The 19,122-nt window shown below is 39.5% G+C and carries 18 protein-coding genes; 10 read left to right on the top strand and 8 right to left on the bottom strand.

All coding sequences use genetic code 11. The annotated features are described in order from the left end of the window. The first annotated feature begins 9 nt into the window (after positions 1-9). From MKY07_RS17330 to MKY07_RS17310, 5 genes are read left to right on the top strand one after another with little or no spacing between them, the layout of a single operon-like run. Positions 10-639, top strand: a complete 630-nt coding sequence (locus tag MKY07_RS17330; RefSeq protein ID WP_014822664.1) for a bifunctional 2-keto-4-hydroxyglutarate aldolase/2-keto-3-deoxy-6-phosphogluconate aldolase — start codon at positions 10-12, stop codon at positions 637-639. 3 nt (positions 640-642) lie between these two features. Further along, the gene (uxuA, locus tag MKY07_RS17325; RefSeq protein WP_339263249.1) at positions 643-1,713 is read left to right on the top strand and encodes a mannonate dehydratase; all 1,071 of its coding nucleotides are present in this window, start codon (positions 643-645) and stop codon (positions 1,711-1,713) included. Beyond that, on the top strand, positions 1,713-2,549 hold the full coding sequence (locus MKY07_RS17320; RefSeq protein WP_339263248.1) for an SDR family oxidoreductase: 837 nt from the start codon (positions 1,713-1,715) through the stop codon (positions 2,547-2,549). Before uxuA ends, MKY07_RS17320 begins: the two co-directional genes overlap by 1 nt. Positions 2,550-2,552: 3 nt before the next feature. Next, positions 2,553-3,551, top strand: a complete 999-nt coding sequence (locus tag MKY07_RS17315) for a substrate-binding domain-containing protein (protein WP_014822667.1) — start codon at positions 2,553-2,555, stop codon at positions 3,549-3,551. Between the two features lie 59 nt (positions 3,552-3,610). Next, positions 3,611-4,948, top strand: coding sequence for a gluconate:H+ symporter (locus MKY07_RS17310; protein WP_014822668.1), 1,338 nt, complete (start codon positions 3,611-3,613; stop codon positions 4,946-4,948). Positions 4,949-4,994: 46 nt separating this feature from the next. On the opposite strand, the gene MKY07_RS17305 is transcribed toward MKY07_RS17310, so the two are convergent. Next, positions 4,995-5,240: a hypothetical protein gene (locus tag MKY07_RS17305; RefSeq protein WP_008405617.1), complete on the bottom strand. Its 246-nt coding sequence runs from the start codon at positions 5,238-5,240 to the stop codon at positions 4,995-4,997. A gap of 230 nt (positions 5,241-5,470) precedes the next feature. On the opposite strand from MKY07_RS17305, the gene MKY07_RS17300 reads away from it, so the two are divergent. Both MKY07_RS17300 and MKY07_RS17295 read left to right on the top strand, forming a co-directional pair. After that, positions 5,471-6,868: a hypothetical protein gene (locus MKY07_RS17300; RefSeq protein WP_008405619.1), complete on the top strand. Its 1,398-nt coding sequence runs from the start codon at positions 5,471-5,473 to the stop codon at positions 6,866-6,868. A 144-nt stretch (positions 6,869-7,012) separates the two neighbouring features. Further along, a complete protein-coding gene (locus MKY07_RS17295) occupies positions 7,013-8,632 on the top strand; it encodes a multicopper oxidase (RefSeq protein ID WP_339263247.1) in 1,620 nt (539 codons plus the stop codon). A gap of 59 nt (positions 8,633-8,691) precedes the next feature. On the opposite strand, the gene MKY07_RS17290 is transcribed toward MKY07_RS17295, so the two are convergent. Continuing rightward, on the bottom strand, positions 8,692-9,294 hold the full coding sequence (locus tag MKY07_RS17290; RefSeq protein WP_173364515.1) for a DUF3298 and DUF4163 domain-containing protein: 603 nt from the start codon (positions 9,292-9,294) through the stop codon (positions 8,692-8,694). 224 nt (positions 9,295-9,518) lie between these two features. Here MKY07_RS17290 and MKY07_RS17285 point away from each other — a divergent pair, with 224 nt between their 5' ends. Together MKY07_RS17285 and MKY07_RS17280 are read left to right on the top strand one after the other, a co-directional pair. Next, positions 9,519-10,781: an MFS transporter gene (locus MKY07_RS17285; protein ID WP_014822670.1), complete on the top strand. Its 1,263-nt coding sequence runs from the start codon at positions 9,519-9,521 to the stop codon at positions 10,779-10,781. A gap of 59 nt (positions 10,782-10,840) precedes the next feature. Further along, positions 10,841-11,077 carry a hypothetical protein gene (locus MKY07_RS17280; protein ID WP_008405626.1) on the top strand — a complete coding sequence of 79 codons (237 nt, stop codon included), beginning with the start codon at positions 10,841-10,843 and terminating at the stop codon, positions 11,075-11,077. Between the two features lie 63 nt (positions 11,078-11,140). Here MKY07_RS17280 and MKY07_RS17275 read toward each other — a convergent pair whose 3' ends face one another. Next, positions 11,141-11,371: a DUF1540 domain-containing protein gene (locus tag MKY07_RS17275; RefSeq protein ID WP_008405628.1), complete on the bottom strand. Its 231-nt coding sequence runs from the start codon at positions 11,369-11,371 to the stop codon at positions 11,141-11,143. Between the two features lie 313 nt (positions 11,372-11,684). On the opposite strand from MKY07_RS17275, the gene MKY07_RS17270 reads away from it, so the two are divergent. Continuing rightward, positions 11,685-13,172: a long-chain fatty acid--CoA ligase gene (locus MKY07_RS17270; protein ID WP_339263246.1), complete on the top strand. Its 1,488-nt coding sequence runs from the start codon at positions 11,685-11,687 to the stop codon at positions 13,170-13,172. A gap of 157 nt (positions 13,173-13,329) precedes the next feature. Here the strand turns inward: MKY07_RS17270 and MKY07_RS17265 are convergent, their stop codons facing one another. From MKY07_RS17265 to MKY07_RS17245, 5 genes are all read right to left on the bottom strand, one after another. Further along, positions 13,330-14,235, bottom strand: coding sequence for an ATP-binding cassette domain-containing protein (locus tag MKY07_RS17265; RefSeq protein WP_008405631.1), 906 nt, complete (start codon positions 14,233-14,235; stop codon positions 13,330-13,332). Next, positions 14,228-15,280 (bottom strand): ABC transporter ATP-binding protein, encoded by a 1,053-nt coding sequence (locus tag MKY07_RS17260; protein WP_008405634.1) that lies wholly within the window; start codon positions 15,278-15,280, stop codon positions 14,228-14,230. The genes MKY07_RS17265 and MKY07_RS17260 overlap by 8 nt, the downstream gene beginning before the upstream one ends. A 15-nt stretch (positions 15,281-15,295) precedes the next feature. After that, positions 15,296-16,231, bottom strand: a complete 936-nt coding sequence (locus MKY07_RS17255; protein WP_065217598.1) for an ABC transporter permease — start codon at positions 16,229-16,231, stop codon at positions 15,296-15,298. Further along, positions 16,231-17,160, bottom strand: coding sequence for an ABC transporter permease (locus tag MKY07_RS17250; RefSeq protein WP_014822673.1), 930 nt, complete (start codon positions 17,158-17,160; stop codon positions 16,231-16,233). Before MKY07_RS17250 ends, MKY07_RS17255 begins: the two co-directional genes overlap by 1 nt. A gap of 131 nt (positions 17,161-17,291) precedes the next feature. Next, on the bottom strand, positions 17,292-18,959 hold the full coding sequence (locus MKY07_RS17245) for a peptide ABC transporter substrate-binding protein (protein ID WP_065217597.1): 1,668 nt from the start codon (positions 18,957-18,959) through the stop codon (positions 17,292-17,294). Between the last annotated feature and the right edge of the window lie 163 nt (positions 18,960-19,122).

Genomic DNA, 19,122 nt, shown 5'->3' with positions numbered 1-19,122 from the left:
GATGAACATATGGTAAAGGCTGAAACATTAGCAGCGATTACAAGTTCGAAAGTAGTAGCAGTGATTCGAGGAAGTTCAGCAGAAGAAGCAATCGCTCTTTCTAATGCAGCGATTGAAGGGGGCATTCATTTAATTGAGCTCACTTATACAACGCCAAATACGCAGCAAGTACTGGAAACATTTCGCAATTCTGATGCAGTAGTAGGTGCTGGGACGGTGCTTGATGCGGAAACAGCTCGTCATGCAATTATGAATGGAGCAAAGTTTGTTGTAGGTCCACAGTTCAGCAAAGAAGTAGCAAAAGTATGCAATCGCTACGCTATTCCGTATTTCCCTGGTTGTATGACGATTCAGGAAATGGTATCGGCACTTGAGTATGGCTGTGATGTGATTAAATTATTCCCTGCAAATAACTTTAAGCCATCGTTCATTAAGTCTGTTAAAGGTCCATTACCGCATGTACAGATTATGCCGACTGGTGGCATAAATACTGACAATATCGGTGAATGGCTTGATGCGGGAGCAATCGCAGTAGGGATTGGCAGTGATTTAAATAAAGCTTATGCAACAGGCGGACATGCAGCAGTAGTAGAAGCGAGCAGAAAATATGTAGAAGCAGCAAAACAAGGAGAGGTGTAAAAGATGAATATTACATTTCGCTGGTACGGAAGAAACAATGATACAGTAACGCTCGACCATATCCGTCAGATTCCGAATGTTAAAGGAATTGTTTGGGCATTGCATCAAAAGGCAGCAGGCGAGCTTTGGACGAAAGAAGAGATTAAAGGAGAAGCAGAGTATATACAGTCAAAAGGTTTCCATATTGATGTTGTTGAAAGTGTCAACGTTCATGAAGATATTAAGCTCGGTCTTGGTAATCGCGATTTATATATTGAAAATTATAAACAGACAATACGGAACTTGGCGGAAGTAGGCGTTAAAGTAATTTGTTATAATTTCATGCCGATTTTCGACTGGACACGTACAGATATGTTCCACCCGCTTGAAGATGGGTCGACAGCACTTTATTTCGATAAAGAAAAAGTACAAAGTCTTGATCCGCAGCAGCTTGTAAAAACGGTTAGTGAAGCTTCTGATTTAACTTTGCCAGGTTGGGAGCCTGAACGTATGGCCCGTATCGCGGAACTTTTCGAAGCGTATAAAGAAGTGGATGAGCAAAAGCTATGGAACAACTTACGTTACTTTTTAGATGCCATTATTCCTGTTGCAGAAGAGGTTGGAATACGCATGGCAATCCATCCGGACGATCCGCCGTATTCAATTTTTGGCTTACCTCGCATCATTACAGGAGCAGCAAGCTATGAAAAATTAATCGAGATTAATGATTCTTTAGCAAACAGTTTTACATTCTGCTCTGGATCGATGGGTGCATCACCGGATAATGACATGGTCGCAATTGCTGAAAAATATGCATATCGTTCACCGTTTGCCCATATTCGTAATGTGAAAATCTACGAAAATGGCAGCTTTGCAGAAACTTCTCATTTTACATCAGATGGTTCAATTGATATTAAAGGGATCGTTAAAACATTGCATGAACAAAATTATACAGGGTATGTACGTCCGGATCATGGCCGTCACTTATGGGGAGAAGTTTGTCGCCCTGGCTACGGTTTATATGATCGTGCACTCGGTATTATGTATTTAAATGGTTTATGGGATGCTTACAGCGAACAAACAGGAGGCAAATAATGATTCCAATACACGAAAATTTAGCAAATAAAGTAGCAGTAATTACAGGTGGCAGCGGTGTTCTATGCTCAAAGATGGCACAGGAATTGGCACGCCAGCAAGTAAAGGTGGCGATTATCGGTCGTACTGAGTCAAAGGTCGAAGCAGTTAAAGAGGAAATCGTTGCGGCAGGGGGTACTGCTGTGGCAATAACTGCTGATGTACTTAACAAAGATTCTTTACTTGCAGCAAAAGAGCAAATTCTTGAGCATTTTGGACGTATTGATTTTTTAATTAACGGTGCAGGCGGAAACCATCCGGATGCGATTACCGAAAAAGAATATTATGAGGCGAATTCCACTGGTCTTTCATTTTTTGACTTGCAGGAAAATGGCTTTTCCGATGTATTCTCTTTAAATTTCACAGGAACATTCCTGGCATGCCAAGTATTTGGAGAGGCACTTTTACAGGCAGAAAATCCAGCCATCATCAACATTTCATCGATGAGCGCATACACACCATTAACGAAAATCCCTGCGTACAGTGCAGCAAAAGCGGCGATAAACAACTTTACAAGCTGGATGGCTGTTCACTTTGCTGAAACAGGCTTACGTGTAAATGCAATTGCACCTGGATTTTTCATTACCCAGCAAAATAAAGATCTGCTCGTTGATGCAGAAGGAGAGTATACAGCACGTTCAAAAAAAATTATTGAAGCAACACCGATGAAAAAATTTGGTGAGCCAGATCAATTATTAGGGGCTCTGCTATTTTTACTGGACTCTTCTTATTCTTCGTTTATTACGGGTACAACAATTGCAGTAGATGGTGGCTTTAACGCGTATTCGGGGGTGTGATATTTGAAAAATGTCACGATTTCCGATGTCGCAAAGCATGCGGGGGTTTCTAAAAGTACTATTTCACAATATTTGAATGGCCGCTATGAATATATGAGTGAGCATACCCGAAAAAAAGTGGAATATTCCATTCGCGAGCTTAATTACCGACCAAATATTATTGCTCGTAGTTTGTCGCAAAAATCTACTTTCACTGTTGGGATTATTGTCGCGAATATTCTACATTCATTCTCCACTCATATTATTCGCGCAATTGAATTGAACTTTAATAAACACGGCTTTCATACAATTGTATGTAACGCTGACGACGAACCTGAGAAAGAACGGCAGTATATTGAAATGCTCATGGCAAAACAGGTGGATGGGATGATAATCTTTCCTACTGGCGACAATTTGGATTTATATGAGCAAATGAAAAAGAAAAAATATCCGATTGTTTTCATGGACCGTACGATAGAGGGCTTAGGAATTCCCTCTATTTTACTGGAAAATGAACAGGCGGCAGAAGTGGCGGTAAAGGCATTGACCGATAACGGGCATAGCCGGATTGCCATACTGACCGCACCGGTAACACGTAATATTACACCACGGCTGGAGCGAATTGAAGGTTATAAAAAAGCTTTAGTGAGTAGAGGCATACAAGTACGGGATGAATATATACATAGTGTCGAAGTCGAAGAAATGAAAGTATCTCTTCGTAATATGTTTGAACTGGATCAGCGGCCGGAAGCGATTATCGCAGGCAGTGACCGTGTATTAGTCGAAATCTTAAACTTTGCAAAAGAGTATCAACTTGTCATTCCAAAAGATTTAGCTGTTATTGGAATAGATGATGTGTCATTTGCAAACTTGTTTACACCCCAACTTACGACCATTTCACAGCCAACAACAAAAATGGCGAATAAAGCCGTGGAGTTGTTATTACAGCAAATCAAAGGGGAACAAAAGCTGTCTAAAACAATCCGCTTTGGTGGCCAACTTAATATGCGTCAAAGTCATTAATACAATAAGCTGTGTTGATAGATAGACTGGATGTACAGCTATTAACCTAGGGGGAAAACATGGATTTCATAGTAGACTATTTACCGATCATCTGGGTCGCACTTGGTGTCGGTTTATTATTATATTTAAACATCGTTGTCAAATTAAATAGTGTATTAGCTTTACTTATTGTTGCAATTCTTGTTGGGGTTTTAAATGGTTTATCATTAACGGATGTTGTGACATCTGTTAAAACAGGCTTTGGGAGCACACTTGGAAGTTTAGCGATTATTATCGGGATGGGTGCAGTTCTCGGGAAGTTAATGGTCGATTCGGGAGCCGCACAACGAGTTGCCTCGACATTGCTTAAAAAATTCGGAGCAAAAAATGTAGAATGGGCAATTTTAATTGTCGGTGCAATTTTCGGTATTTCCGTTTTCTATGAAGTGGCATTTATTATTTTGGCGCCTTTAGTTATTTCAATTGCAATTGAAGCAAAAATGCCTTACTTGCGTTTAGGGATTACGATGGTTGCTGCCGCTACGATGGCGCATAGTATATTCCCGCCACAGCCTGGTCCAACTGCACTTGTAGAAGCATATGGTGCAGATATGGGGATGGTTTACCTGCTGGGGGTTGTTGTAGCTGTACCTGCGATTATTGCTGCGGGGATTATTCTTCCGCGGGTTTTAAAGAATTTGGATTTGCCAATACCTCCATTATTGAAGAAATCTGAAGAAGTAGATCTGGACAAGGCACCAGGGTTTGGAATTAGTTTATTAATTCCATTATTACCTGCAATTATTATTACAGGTGCTACGATTTACAATATGATTTTCGATAAAGAGTCGGCAGTCGGTCAATTCATCAACTTTTTAGGCAGTGCTGAAATTAGTATGATTCTGGCAGTGCTGATCGCAATTTATGTATTCGGTATCCGTCTTGGCCGTACGATGAAGGAAGTAATGAATTCGTTCTCGGGTGCAATAGAAGGTATTGCAATGATTATCTTTATCGTTGGTTCCGGTGGGGCGTTTAAACAAATCATTTTAGATACAGGCATTGGTGATCTCATTGCAGGTGTGATGCAAAATACGTCCATTAACCCATTAATTATGGCATGGCTGATTACAGCCGTTATTCGTATTGCGACTGGTACTGGGGTTGTGTCGGCAATTACAGCTGCAGGTATTGTAGGACCGTTAATCCATACGTTTGATGTCAATCCAGTCCTGATGGTTTTGGCAACAGCAGCGGGAAGTAATACAATTACACATGTTAATGATGCATCTTTCTGGCTGTTTAAAGAGTACTTTAACTTATCGATTAAAGATACATTTAAAACATGGGGTCTTTTACTATTCACGACATCGATTGTCGGCCTTTGCGTAGTATTAATTTTGGATATATTTATTTAATAATTTTGATTATGGCATGTCCGAAACTTTGTTTCGGACATGTTTTTTACTGTTCCTGTATAAACAGAACCTGCTCAAAGCTGCACTCTTTGCAAACAAGTAAATGCGGACAAATTTCATCTTTTGCAGTATTAGGGTAGCCATCCCCAAGCTTAACGGTATTTTCATCATTATAATGTCCATATGGATCCGAATAATCGGCTACCTTTCCTCCATCCTGCAGTGGACTGTTGCAAGAAGGACAATCCTTGCTGACTTTTTCTAATGCATTGCACAACGGACAAATCGCCATAAACACACCTCTATTTTTATCGTATGTATGCAATATGTCTCTTTTCCACCATTAATTAAACACAATTGCCCGATGAAGTTACATTTAATAATGCCTTACTAACATTGCGTCCCATTTTATAGAATCTAGGCGAATACCATGAAAGATTAAAATATATATATTGGTACTAGGCGCTCACAACCTTTCTTTTTTCTCCATATGCTAAGTAAAAAAGGAAAAGAGGTTGGAGTATGGGAATTGAGATAACAGCTCTCCACTGGATCTATGTTGTTTTTATCATGCTGATCATTATCTTTATGGTGAGGCGCCTGGATACAACATTGATTAGTATTGTGGGGATTTTTGTTATTGCTCTCGTCGCAACAGGGGATTTTGTAGCGTCAATAGGCGGTGTATTTAATAGCTTTATTTATGCAATTACCGAACTTTTATCTACTATTTTAATTATCTCAATTATCGTCGCCATGAGTCGGGTACTAACTAAAACGGGAATTAACGAAGTAATGATTGCACCTTTTACAAAAATCATAAAAAACCCGACACTAGGATTTTGGACAATCGGGATATTAATGATGATCATTTCCTGGTTTTTCTGGCCATCTCCTGCAGTAGCTCTGCTCGGAGCTGTTTTATTGCCTGTAGCAATACGGGCGGGGCTGCCGGCATTAGGTGTGGCTATGGCGATGAACTTATTCGGTCACGGGATTGCGTTATCCAGTGATTTTATTATTCAAGGTGCACCAAAATTAACGGCTGATGCTGCCGGTCTTCCAGTTGGGGATGTCGTGATGGCAAGTATACCGCTTGTCATAACGATGGGGGTTGTAACGACAGTTGTCGCATTTTACTTTTTGAAACGGGATATGAAGCGCGGCACTATTCCTTTAGTAGGAACGTACGATAATAGTACGGAGCAAGAGCTGGAGCAAACAGAAAATCTATTATCGATGACTCAGAAAAAATTGTTTGCGTTGCTCATTCCGGTTGCCTTTGTATTGGATGTTGTTGCAATGGCTATTTTTGATCTCCAAGGGGGAGATGCAACAGCGCTGGTAGGAGGAACTTCTGTATTTATCCTGCTTATTCTTTGTGTTATTGCTTTTAAAAAGAAAGGGCTCGACCAAACGACAAGCTACTTTATTAAAGGGTTTCAGTTTGGTTTTAAAGTATTTGGACCGGTCATCCCGATTGCGGCGTTTTTCTATTTAGGAGATGCAGGTTTCCTTACAATTCTCGGGAATCATCTGCCTGAAACGTCACATGGTATTGTGAATGATCTAGGGATGGGACTGGCGGCACTCGTACCATTAACAACCGAAATTGCAGTTGTAACACTGACGGGTGTAGGAGCCATTACAGGGCTGGACGGATCAGGGTTTTCCGGAATTTCTTTAGTCGGTTCACTCGGAAATTTATTTGGTACGGCAATCGGAGAAGGTACGGCCACATTGACTGCTCTTGGTCAAATTGCGGCTATTTGGGTAGGTGGCGGGACACTTGTTCCATGGGCGTTAATTCCTGCAGCGGCCATTTGTAATGTTAGCCCATTTGAACTGGCACGAAGAAATCTTGTACCGGTAATAATCGGACTAATCGTAACGACGATTGTAGCGCTTTTCATTATCTAACATGTTACACGGATATAACAAACCACTCGCTGCAGTATGTTTGCTGTCCGGGAAACTTGAATAAATGTCGGATTTCAAATAATGTGGAACGCCTAATTATATAGAGAATAAAATAGAGTAATAAACAATGAAGGATGGGACAATTTGAAAATTAATGATCAGCCGGTGAACCCAGCAGATCCTGCTACAATATCAAAATTTGAAGATAAACTCGTTATACCGCGAGTTGCAAGATCTAAACCAAACAATAACTATCCGCCTAATTCCTATTATGAAATCCAGATGCTTAAAGCAAGGCATCGATTTCATAAAGACTTTCCTTATACTGATGTGTGGGGCTATGATGGAATCGTTCCTGGTCCAACAATTGAAGCAAAAAAAGATGTTACGACTTATGTGAAATATTTAAATAAACTTCCCGATAAACATTTTCTGCCGGTAGATTACAGTTTGCATGGAGTAAACAATTCTGCAGAAGTCCGAACAGTAGTTCATTTACATGGGGCGAATGTCGCTTCTGCAAGTGACGGGCACCCTGAAGCATGGTATACAAAAAACTATGCTGCTACAGGACCACTATTTAAACAGGAAGTGCATGCATATACGAACCATCAGCCGGGTACGACTATGTGGTATCACGACCATGCGATGGCACTTACAAGAATAAACGTTGTGGCAGGATTGGCAGGATTTTATTTGCTTCGTGATTCTTTGGAGGAAAGATTAAAACTGCCAAAGGGAGATTACGAAATACCATTGCTCATTCAGGATCGCTCCTTTAATGAAGATGGTTCTATTTTTTATCCAACGAAACTTGATCCCCCATTTCCTCTACCTGTCCCTGACCAGCTTCCACTGCCGGATCCGACTGTTACGTTAGGCTATGTTGGAAATACAGTTATTGTAAATGGGAAGGTATGGCCATATTTAAATGTTGAGCCGAGAAAATATCGCTTCCGAATATTAAATGGCTCAAACCGTAGAAGTTACAAACTACGTCTCTCAAATGAAGAAGAAATGAACCAGATTGGAACAGATGGCGGATTTTTAGCTGCAACAACGAAAATCATCACAGCTGAATTAAATCCTGCTGAGCGTATAGATGTAATTATTGATTTTAGTAAATTTGCGAATGAAGAAATTTTTCTGATGAATGATGATGAGGAGTTTGCAGATGAACATACGAATGTCATTATGAAATTCATTGTGAACTTACCTCTAAGGCGAGAAGATACAAGCCAAATACCTACATTGTTGGAACCAGCGATGGATTTACATGAGCATCATGCACATACCATTCGTAATCTGCCTTTAACATCTTCTCTAGACCGTTATGGCAGGCTTATGCTCATGCTGGATAATAAAATGTACCATGATCCCGCAACAGAAAAGCCTTCGTTAGATAGTATAGAAATTTGGAACTTTATAAATACGACACCAGTCCATCATCCAATCCATCTCCATTTAGTACAGTTCAAAATATTGGAGCGTAGACCGTTTAATGTAGATCTATATGTTTCGGAAGGGAAATTAGAGTTTACAGGTGAGCCGGAAAAACCGAGAGATTATGAAAGAGGTTGGAAGGATACTGTAAAAGCGGACATTGGAAAAGTAACGAAAATTATTATGCATTGGAAAGAACATACAGGGGATTATATGTGGCACTGTCATTTTCTTGAGCATGAAGATCATGATATGATGCGACCGATTCGCGTTATTAACGATGCCCATCCCGTGCAGCCACCGCATATTGATGACCATTAACTAAATTGAAAAAATGTACTATATTTTGAATGTGAAAATATAGTACATTTCACTTAACTTTAACCGTTAGTTGCCAATCTGCCGAGCGGGCCGGATTCGTCGATAATATCAGCCAAATCAAAAACAGAAATCGGAAACATTGGCAGACCTACTACATATGGAGTAATCTCATATAATTGAAAATAAATAACGAGTGTTTTATCTGCAATATAAAAATCCTGATCTGGACTTATACCCCGAAAATCTCCTAATGTCGGGAGGTCTCGCTCCTGTATTTGAATATCGACAAGAGCAGAAAGTCTTCTAACATAGTTGCTGCCCGGTTTAAATAAATCTTTAAGTGTACATAGCTTCTTTTTTTCAATATCAAATGTCAGTGATTGGATTGTCGTCATCCCATGCGCGGCCTTTTGATGATACGTATAATTGGAAAGACTCAAACTTAGCACTTGCCGCTGATTGTTTTTTATTTCGTATAGCCCCAGCATTTCTTCTACAGTTGTCGGCATTTCACCAACTTGCTGTGCAATTTGCTTTTGTACTTGCTCCTTAATCGCCTCATTCATCTCGTTTTCCCATAAATGATCCCACTTGTAAGAAACATGAGGATAATATACCAATTGATTCGGTCCACAATCTAATCGAACAGTACTAACAGGCATTGGACCAATTTGAAGAATAGTTTCACTTCCTTCATTTTTTTTTCTTAAATAACAATATGCATCATACCCTGCATACTGTTATTTATATGTAGTGTATATAACTTTATGAAAGTGAAGGCTTGAAAAGATAACATGCAAAGTTCTTTCATAAAATGGATGATGATAAGGAACTCGTAATTAAACAATTCAATGTGTAAAGAAAAACATTATGGGAGTCGTGATCATTGGAAAAACAGAACAGTAAGTACAGATGGGTAGTATTTGTTTCGGTATTGCTTACGTATTTGTTAATGGCTAGTCAGCGGACAGCGCCTGGATTGATTACTGATCAATTAATGAATGACTTTAATATCACGGCCACCACAATCGGATTAATTACAGGTGTTCAATTTTTTGTTTATACAAGTCTGCAAATTCCAATGGGGATTTTGGCGGATCGCTTTGGACCCAATTTTTTTCTTATTTTTGGTGCAGTCCTTGCCGGGGTGGGAACGGTTCTTTACAGTATAGGAACGCATGAATCGGTATTATTTCTTTCGCGAATTTTTACCGGAATAGGGGATGCGACCATTTGGGTTAATATGATGCTCATATTAGGACAGTGGTTTTATAAAAAGGAATTTGTCCGTTTAGTTGGTTTTGCCGGTATGACAGGCAGTTTAGGATTCTTGTTGGCGACTGTTCCATTTTCGGCATGGATTGGACTGCTTGGATGGAGAGGGGCATTTTTCTCATTGGGACTTCTTGTAAGCATATGCGGAGTACTATTATATGTTGTCCTGATAAAACAAGCAAAAAAGGCTTTCCCGCAAATTACGCCTGTAGTAACTGAGCCTGTCCAACGCGAAAAAACAGCTGGCATCGTAAAAAGAGTCTTTTCCAGCCGTCAAGCATGGGCATTATTTTTATGCCATTTTGGGGTAGTGGGCGGCTATGTTGGATTTATCAGTTCGTGGGCGGTGCCGTACGGAATGGATCTTTACGAAATGAGCCGGTCACAGGCGAGTCAGTTAATTATGGTTGGGCTCGTTGGTGCAATTATTGGTGCGCCTTTTATGAGCTGGGTTGCAAGTATGTATGAATCGATTAAAAAACCTTATATAGCAGTGCAAACGATTGTTTTTGCAAGCTGGTTTACATTTCTTTTATTTCAAGGATATCCGTCCCTGATCGGAGTTATTGTTCTTTTCTTCCTCATCGGCTTCGGATATGGAGCAAGTGCATTGACATTTGCTGCTGTACGGCAGTCATTCCCAATGAAAGAGTCTGGCATTGTATCGGGATTTGCCAATACAGGAGGCTTTTTAAGTGCCGTCCTATTGCCGATTTTTTTAGGTGCAATATTAGACTATGTTCAGGCAAGCTCGTTAAATTTACAAAATGGGTACTTTTACGGGTTTATTATTCCAGTTATTTTTTCTTCAGTCGGTTTAATTGGAATTATGTTATACAAAGAAGGATCTGTTACTGAAACAATGTCGACTTGAGCAAGTAATTACATAAACAATTGTTCATCGCACATCCTAGTAATTGAGGAGGTGGATGAATGAACGAGAAAAAATTCACAGAAGCAGGAACAGATGTTGATGAAGTAAAGAGATTGAATGCAGCGTCCGGTCTTTCTTATAATGACACGCTTGCTTTACTTGCCAAGGAACAGGAAGTAAAGACCACTGATGAAATGCCGCTTCGACCATTAACAGAAAATCTGGAAGTCGACAGCAGTACTTATAAAATCAGTGAGGTACCTGGTGGGCAATTAGGTGGCAATGGTCCACATTAAATTTTATGAAAAAGGAAGCTGTCTTGAAAGTGTATACTTTCTAGACAGCTTCTTCAAAATTAATTAGTGCTGCTTATCTTTTTTAGAAATAAACGTTTTGCAGCAAGTGTCGCTGGACGATTTCGCTTCTTTTTGTTTAGGGGCTTGCAAATCAAAATCAGAAGCAAACTCCGTCCGTTCTTTTTTGTTGGTTATACCTTCCATATCAATTTCTATTTTTTCTGCCCCACAAAAATTTCCCTTTGCATGGAAAAAACAATCTGATACAGTACATTTCACCTCTAAAGTTGGCATTAGCTTTCCTCCTCTTTGATTTAGCAATAATGAAGAAAAAGGCGCTTGATCTTGATTGCTTTCCTTTTAAAATCTTCATCATTAATTTGTCCACTCTGAATGTTTTTATGTTCAAATAAAATGGGTGTATTAACTTTATTTGACAACTAGCTTATCCAAAATAAACGTATACCATTCGCGGAACCTAATAAATAATTCAATTTTCATTAGTTGAAAAAAATAAAAAATGAAAATATTGCATTAGGCAGCTATAAATTGTTAAAATTTAGAATATTAAGATATTTGTATATTTATATACTAAGGGGGATGTTAAATGACGGTTTTACAGGCATTAGTTGACCAAGCTCTGGAGACACCGAATGCAACGGCTATTCAATTTGAAAATGAAGTATGGACATACGATGAACTTCTGGATAATTCCCGGAAAATTGCCGGTTATCTAATTGAAAAAGGTTTTCAAAAGAATGATATTGTAGCAGAGTTTGCCCTAAACTCCCATTTATTTATGGCTGTTTATTATGGTGTGCAGCTCGCAGGCTTAACCGTAATGCCTGTGAATACAAAACTTGCTCCTCCTGAAGTCGATTTTATATTTAAGCATTCAGAAGCAAAAGTGTTAATTTATGATGAAAAACTGCAAGAGACGATTGATCTCACGACACATGGTTTTCAGGAAATTCTTTCACTATCACAAATCAAAAATATTTTAAATGAACAAAGCAATTCTCCAACAATGCCGGAGTTAGAGCTCGAGGACACGTCAGTTGTTATGTATACATCCGGAACGACGGGAAAACCAAAAGGGGTTATGCTCAGTCACCGGAACATTTTAGAGACGGCGCAAATCTGGTCTGACTCAATGAAGATGACAAGTGAGGAGCGCATGTTTATTTGTACACCTTTATTCCATTGTGCAGGCAGTCATGTATTTGCAGTGCCGACAATTTATAAGGGGGGTGCAGTTCTTATTGAAGAGGCATTTTCACCAGACCAGACTTTGAAAAATTTAGTTGAAACAAAGGCATCTATTTTCTTTGGGGTACCGGCAATGTATACCATTTTATTAAACAAACCAGAGCTGCAGTCCTATGATTTTAGTGAACTGCGCCTGTTCTGCTATGGGGCTGCACCAATGCCGTATGAGCTTGTGAAGCGTCTAAAGGATACATTCCCTAATGTAAAAGTACAGAACTTATATGGGCAAACGGAAAATTCACCCGCAGCCAGCTCATTGCTGGATGATGCGGCACTGTTTAAAATCGGTTCAGTAGGCAAACCGTTAGCACGGACGGATATTCAGTTGCGCGATGCGAATGGTGAAATTGTGCCACTAGGGGAAGTCGGTGAAATTTGCATGAGAGGTCCCCAAGTAATGAAGGGATATTTGCGCGCACCGGAAGAAACAGCCAAGTCGATTCAGGATGGGTGGCTGTATACAGGAGATTTAGGCCGTTTTGATGAGGAAGGCTATTTATATATTGTAGATCGCAAAAAGGATATGATCATTCGTGGAGGCGAAAATATTTACCCAATTGAAGTGGAAGAAGTACTGTACCAAATGCCTCAAATTCTGGAAGCCGCGGTCGTAGGGATCCCACATGAAGTTTACGGTGAAGTTCCTAAGGCGTTTGTTGTATTAAAGGAAGACAAACAACTAATGGAACAAGATGTACTGGACTATTGCATGACACAGCTCGCAAAATATAAAGTTCCATTTGAAGTTGACTTTATCGATCAACTGCCACGTAATGCTTCCGGTAAAGTACTGAAGCATACATTAAGACCAAAACAAACCATATAAACAAACGTAGTCTCGATTTTTGTCGAGGCTATTTTTCATGAAAAATATAAGGGTCATTTTCCAATCCTTTGCAATGAAGGAGTGAGAAAATGGTAGAGAAATTGGACCACTATAATGGAAAAAGCCGAGTACTCAATTTGGATACTCGGCTCTCTATTTATAACCAGCTGGCAAGTTGCTGTTTTGTAGCAAATACGAAATGCCCGGGACGTGCTTCTAAAGTCTCCGCATTTTCTGGTGTTTCTTCATGCTTGTATGGAATACGAACACGTTTACGCTCATACTCAGGGTTTGGTTGAGGTACGGCAGAAAGTAAAGACTTTGTATAAGGATGAATCGGATTGTTGTAAATCTCGTCCGCATCACCTAACTCTAAAATTTTCCCGCGATACATAACAGCAATACGGTCCGAGATATACTTCACCATCGATAAATCATGGGCGATGAATAAATATGTTAAACCGCGTTCTTTTTGTAGCTGCTTTAATAAGTTAACGACTTGAGCTTGAATAGATACGTCTAGAGCAGAAATTGGCTCATCCGCAATAATGAAGCTTGGATCCAAGCTCAATGCGCGGGCAATCCCAATACGTTGACGTTGACCGCCTGAAAATTCATGTGCATAACGGTTTGCATGCTCACGGTTTAAACCAACAGATTCTAACAGCTCTCCAATTTTTTCTTGACGCTCTTTTTTATTTTTGTGAAGGCCGTGGATATCATAGCCTTCCGCAATAATTTCACCAGCTGTCATCCGCGGGTTTAACGATGCGTAGGGATCTTGAAAAATCATTTGCATGTCGCGGTTGAATTGCATCGATTCCTTTCGTGAAGAATAAGAATTCACGTTTTTTTGGTTAAATAAAATTTCACCTTCTGTAATATCATACAGGCGAATAATTGAACGTCCTGTTGTTGATTTACCACAGCCTGATTCACCCACTAGTCCAAGTGTTTCGCCTTCATAAACGTCGAAGCTAATGCCGTCAACCGCTTTAATAGGCTCTTTAGCAGTACCGAAATATTGTTTTAATCCTTTTACTTCTAAAATCTTTTTACGCATTAGCTGTGCCTCCTCTTGCCATTTCAATCCGGCGAGCAACCGCTTCAGGAAGTGGAATTTTTGGAGCGTTCGGATGGAGTAACCAAGTTTTTGCATAATGAGTGTCAGAAACTTGGAACATCGGTGGCTCTTCCTCATAGTCGATTGCTAAAGCCAGCTCATTACGAGGGGCGAATGCACAGCCGATAGGTGGATTAATCAAGTTTGGCGGCGAACCAGGTATTGCACGTAATAACTCATCTGTAGAGTTGTTTAAGTCGGGCATTGAACCTAGCAGCCCCCAAGTATAAGGGTGCTTAGGATTGTAGAAAATGTCCTCTACTGTGCCATACTCAACAATTTGTCCGGCGTACATAACGGCAACACGGTCAGCCACGTTTGCTACGACCCCTAAATCATGAGTGATAAAAATAATCGAAGTATTCGAACTTCTCTGAATGTCCTTCATCAATTCTAAAATTTGCGCCTGAATCGTTACATCAAGTGCTGTTGTTGGTTCATCGGCAATTAGAAGCTTAGGATCTGCAGCAAGGGCAATTGCGATGACAACACGCTGACGCATCCCCCCCGAAAGCTCGTGTGGATAAGAAGCAAACCGTTTTTCGGGAAAAGGTATACCAACCTGATTTAATAATTCAATGGAACGCGTTTTCGCAGCCCCTTTACTGGAAACTTTTTTATGCTTTAATAAAACTTCCATGATTTGCTTGCCGATACGCATTGTTGGGTTTAGTGCAGTCATCGGATCTTGGAAAATCATTGCCACTTCATTGCCCCGGATAGATAACATATCTTTTTCAGAAAGAGGAATCAGATCACGACCGTTAAATTTTATTTCGCCATTGGCATAAATACCGGGTGGCTCAGGAATAAGCTTCATCAAAGCATTACTCGTAACACTTTTACCTGAGCCCGACTCACCTACGATAGCCAATGTTTCGCCTTCGTATAATTCAAAGTTTACGCCTCGTACAGCCTGGACAATACCGGCGTACGTTTTGAAGTGAATATGTAAATCATTAACTTCTAAAATTTTCTTCTTCATCTCATACACCCCTTTCTACTTACGTAATTTCGGATCTAAAGCATCGCGAAGACCATCTCCAACAGCGTTAAAAGCGAAAATCGTTAACGAAATGAAGAGGGCAGGGAACATTAATCGCCAAGGTGCAGATTGGATTGCCTTATTTCCTTCTGAAGCCATTGTGCCCCAACTTGCAAGCGGCTGCTGTACCCCTAAACCAATATAGCTTAAAAATGATTCTGTAAAGATTGCAGCTGGAATAGTTAATGTCATTGTTACTAAAATAGCGCCCATTGCATTTGGAATTAGGTGACGTTTAATTAAATGCCATGAACCAGCGCCTAATGTGCGAGAAGCTAAAACAAATTCACGACTCTTAATTGAAAGTACCTCAGCACGAACGATACGTGCCATGTTTACCCATCCCGTAAAGGATAGGGCGATAATCATAGGAATTAATCCTTTCTCCATAACGACTAGTAAAATGATAACAACTAATAAATAAGGAATCGCTGTTAACACATCAGCAATACGCATCATAATATTGTCAACGCGCCCACCAAGCAATCCTGAAATACTTCCCCAGAGAACACCAATAATTAAATCAATCACAGCTGCGGCAAGACCGATGAATAACGAAATTCTTGCGCCAATCCAGACACGAACGAATAAGTCGCGTGCAAGGTCGTCTGTACCGAACCAGTGGGCAGCTGAAGGGGCTGTATTGTAAAGACCCGTATTTTCTTCATAACTCCAAGAGGAAAACATCGGTGCAAAGATAGCCATAATTGTAATAAACGATAAAATAACCAAGCCTATAATTGCTAGCTTGTTATGTGAAAACCTGTACATTACCTCTTGCCAAAATGAAATTTGCTTTCTGTTTAGAGAATCCGCATCACTTGGACGGGCGCCTACAATTTCAAAACGCTCCGGAGCGATTTGTTCATTAAATTTATTTTCTAAAGTCATTATTTTTTCGCTCCTTTCAATTTGATACGAGGGTCAATGTAGTGATACAAAATGTCTACAATTAATACCGCAAAGAGTAAAATAATTGAATAGAAAACAGTTACACCCATAATCGTCGTATAATCACGATTTGTAATAGATTGTACGAAGTGACGGCCAATACCCGGTATGGCAAAAATTTGTTCAATAATGAAACTTCCTGTCAGTACGCCTGCAGTTAAAGGTCCTAAATAGGTGATAACCGGCAACAACGCATTACGAAGCGAGTGTTTAAATACAATTGTCCATTTTCCGATTCCTTTAGCACGTGCAAGCTTTACATATTCACTGTTATTTTGTTCCAGCATACTGGATCGAGTTAGCTTCGCAATAAATCCAACATGTGTCAGGGCAATAGCGACTGCAGGTAAAACCGTGTAGCTAAAGCCTTTCCATCCAGTCACAGGGAACCACCCCAATTTTAGTGATAAATAGAGCTGTAATATCGCTGCAAGAATAAAGGAAGGGACAGAAATTCCTATAACAGCGATGACAGTCGACACATAGTCAGGAAATCGATTGTGATAAAGTGCAGAAATAACACCTAGTAAAATTCCAAAACCTACTGCTAAGAACATTGCCTCTAAACCTAGTACTAATGAAACAGGGAATCCTTCGGAAATCATGTCGTTTACTGAACGTCCTTTATATTTCATGGATTCTCCAAAATCAAATGTAAGGGATGAGATTAAATAATCTTTATATTGGATGTACCATGGATTATCAAGTCCGTATTTTGCATTAAGTTGCTGTTCGATTGCTGGTAATAACTCACGCTCGCTGGCAAATGGGCTACCTGGTGCAAGCTTCATTAAAAAGAACGTTGCCGATATGATGAAAAATAATGCTACCAAAATATAAATTAATCGCTTGAAAATGTAGTTAAGCACTAAACAGACCCCCTTTTTGTTAGAATGAAATGAATATTCTGAAATATATAGAAAGGCTGCCCTAAATCACATGGATTCTGAGCAGCCTTTCATGTAAACATACACAATAAGTTGTGTTGATATGTTAAAAATTATTTGTTGATATCAACATTTTTAAGTGAAATATTACCTAATGCATCTGGCTCCATGCCTGTTACATAATCTTTTACGATGTAAGGGTTAGTATAGAAGTAGATTGGCGCAACTGGAACTTCTTCAGCCATAATTGCTTCTGCTTGTAACATAATCTGAGTACGTTTGTCTGGATCTGTTTCAGTAACTGATTGTTTTAATAGGTCAGAGTATTCAGCATTTTCCCAACCAGTATCGTTGTTTCCGTTTTCTGCAGAGTTATACATTTCCAGGAATGTATAAGCATCGTTGAAGTCAGCAATCCAACCTAAACGACCTACTTGATAATCTAAGCTAGAAAGTTTATCTAAATATACTTGCCATTCAGAGTTATCAAGTTTTACTTTAATACCTAATTCTTTTGTCCATCCTTGTTGAACGAATTGTGCAATTGCAGCATGAGCTTCAGAAGTATTGTGAGAAACTGTAATTTCTAATTCAGAAGGATCTGATAAACCAAGTTCTTCTAAACCTTTTGCTAAATACTCTTTAGCACCTTCGAAATCAGCATCTTTGAAATAACCTTCATCATCACCAAATCCATCTACTGAGTTTGGAACATATCCTAATGCAGGTTGTTGTTCCGCCTTCGTAATGTTGGCAATTAAGCTTGCACGGTCTATTGCTAAAGTTAAAGCTTTACGAATATTTACGTTACTTGTCACTTTGTCTGTCGTGTTGAATTTATACCAGTAAACACCAGAGTACTCTGCTACTTTAAGCGTGCCTTCTGATTTTAAGCGATCGATTGCATCAAGGGAGATCGAACCATAATTTGTCCCTAAGAAGTCAACTTCCCCAGCATCAAACATGTTCATTTGAGAAGCTTCAGATTCAACGATTGCTACGTTTACCGTATCAATTTTCACGTTCTCTTTATCCCAGTAATTTTCTGATTTAGTGAATACCAAGTTACCATTGTGAACCCACTCCGTTAAAGTGTAAGCACCATTTGATACGATTGTGTCTGCCTCAGTGTACCAGTTAGCATTTGCTTCCTGAGTAGCTTGGTGAATTGGTGAAAATGTTTTGAAAGCAGTTAATTCCAAGAAATATGGTGTTGGAACTTCTAATGTTACTTCTAAAGTTTTGTCATCCACAACTTTAATACCTAAATCATCGGCAGAGCCAGTACCTGAGTGGTAAGCTTCAGCGCCTTTGATTGGATATAAAATTGAAGCATATTCAGAAGCGTTTTCTGGCGTTAATGCCCATTTCCAAGCAAAAGCAAAGTCGTTTGCTGTTACAGGGTCGCCGTTAGACCATTTTGAATCACGTAATTTAAATGTATAAGTTAATAAGTCATCGGAAATTTCATAGCTCTCTGCGGCAGCTTCAACCGGAACGCCGTTTTCCATTGTCATTAAACCTTCGAAAATGTTGTTGATTGCTGTACTTGATGTAGTATCAGATGCTAAACCCGGGTGTAAAGACGGTGGTTCAGACATAAATACTAGGTTAAGCTCTTTTGGTTCTGATGAAGTGCTTGTAGACCCTTCATTGTTTGTTTCAGTACCTGTAGAACCTTCCGATGTTTCATTGTCCTTACTGTCGTCCCCACCACATGCCGCAAGTACTACAGATAGTACAAGTGCCATGAAAAGTGTTAGAAACTTGTTCAATTTCATCTTAAAACCCCCCATTTTGTGTAAAAACATGATATTTTTTGCAAATTAATGCAATATAACTATATCAAATCTTCAGATAATTATAAACCTATTTTTTATAAATCACGTAAATTTTCTGTTTAGAGCATAAAATTACTATTTAGTGTTATTGATTTTGCGCGGG

The sequence above is a fragment of the Solibacillus sp. FSL W7-1472 genome (assembly GCF_037969775.1).
Classification (GTDB): domain Bacteria; phylum Bacillota; class Bacilli; order Bacillales_A; family Planococcaceae; genus Solibacillus; species Solibacillus silvestris.
The sequence above is the reverse complement of the archived record's forward strand: the minus strand, read 5'-3'. Positions and strand labels throughout refer to the sequence as shown.

Bases quoted from the DNA above. Each gene is read 5' to 3' on its own strand.
- MKY07_RS17265 (WP_008405631.1), bottom strand. From the start codon at position 14,235: ATGCGTAAAAAGATTTTAGAAGTAAAAGGATTAAAACAATATTTCGGT.
- MKY07_RS17300 (WP_008405619.1), top strand. From the start codon at position 5,471: ATGGGAATTGAGATAACAGCTCTCCACTGGATCTATGTTGTTTTTATC.
- MKY07_RS17270 (WP_339263246.1), top strand. From the start codon at position 11,685: ATGACGGTTTTACAGGCATTAGTTGACCAAGCTCTGGAGACACCGAAT.
- uxuA (WP_339263249.1), top strand. From the start codon at position 643: ATGAATATTACATTTCGCTGGTACGGAAGAAACAATGATACAGTAACG.
- MKY07_RS17255 (WP_065217598.1), bottom strand. From the start codon at position 16,231: ATGACTTTAGAAAATAAATTTAATGAACAAATCGCTCCGGAGCGTTTT.
- MKY07_RS17310 (WP_014822668.1), top strand. From the start codon at position 3,611: ATGGATTTCATAGTAGACTATTTACCGATCATCTGGGTCGCACTTGGT.
- MKY07_RS17290 (WP_173364515.1), bottom strand. From the start codon at position 9,294: ATGCCTGTTAGTACTGTTCGATTAGATTGTGGACCGAATCAATTGGTA.
- MKY07_RS17305 (WP_008405617.1), bottom strand. From the start codon at position 5,240: ATGGCGATTTGTCCGTTGTGCAATGCATTAGAAAAAGTCAGCAAGGAT.
- MKY07_RS17275 (WP_008405628.1), bottom strand. From the start codon at position 11,371: ATGCCAACTTTAGAGGTGAAATGTACTGTATCAGATTGTTTTTTCCAT.
- MKY07_RS17280 (WP_008405626.1), top strand. From the start codon at position 10,841: ATGAACGAGAAAAAATTCACAGAAGCAGGAACAGATGTTGATGAAGTA.
- MKY07_RS17320 (WP_339263248.1), top strand. From the start codon at position 1,713: ATGATTCCAATACACGAAAATTTAGCAAATAAAGTAGCAGTAATTACA.
- MKY07_RS17260 (WP_008405634.1), bottom strand. From the start codon at position 15,280: ATGAAGAAGAAAATTTTAGAAGTTAATGATTTACATATTCACTTCAAA.
- MKY07_RS17330 (WP_014822664.1), top strand. From the start codon at position 10: ATGGTAAAGGCTGAAACATTAGCAGCGATTACAAGTTCGAAAGTAGTA.
- MKY07_RS17245 (WP_065217597.1), bottom strand. From the start codon at position 18,959: ATGAAATTGAACAAGTTTCTAACACTTTTCATGGCACTTGTACTATCT.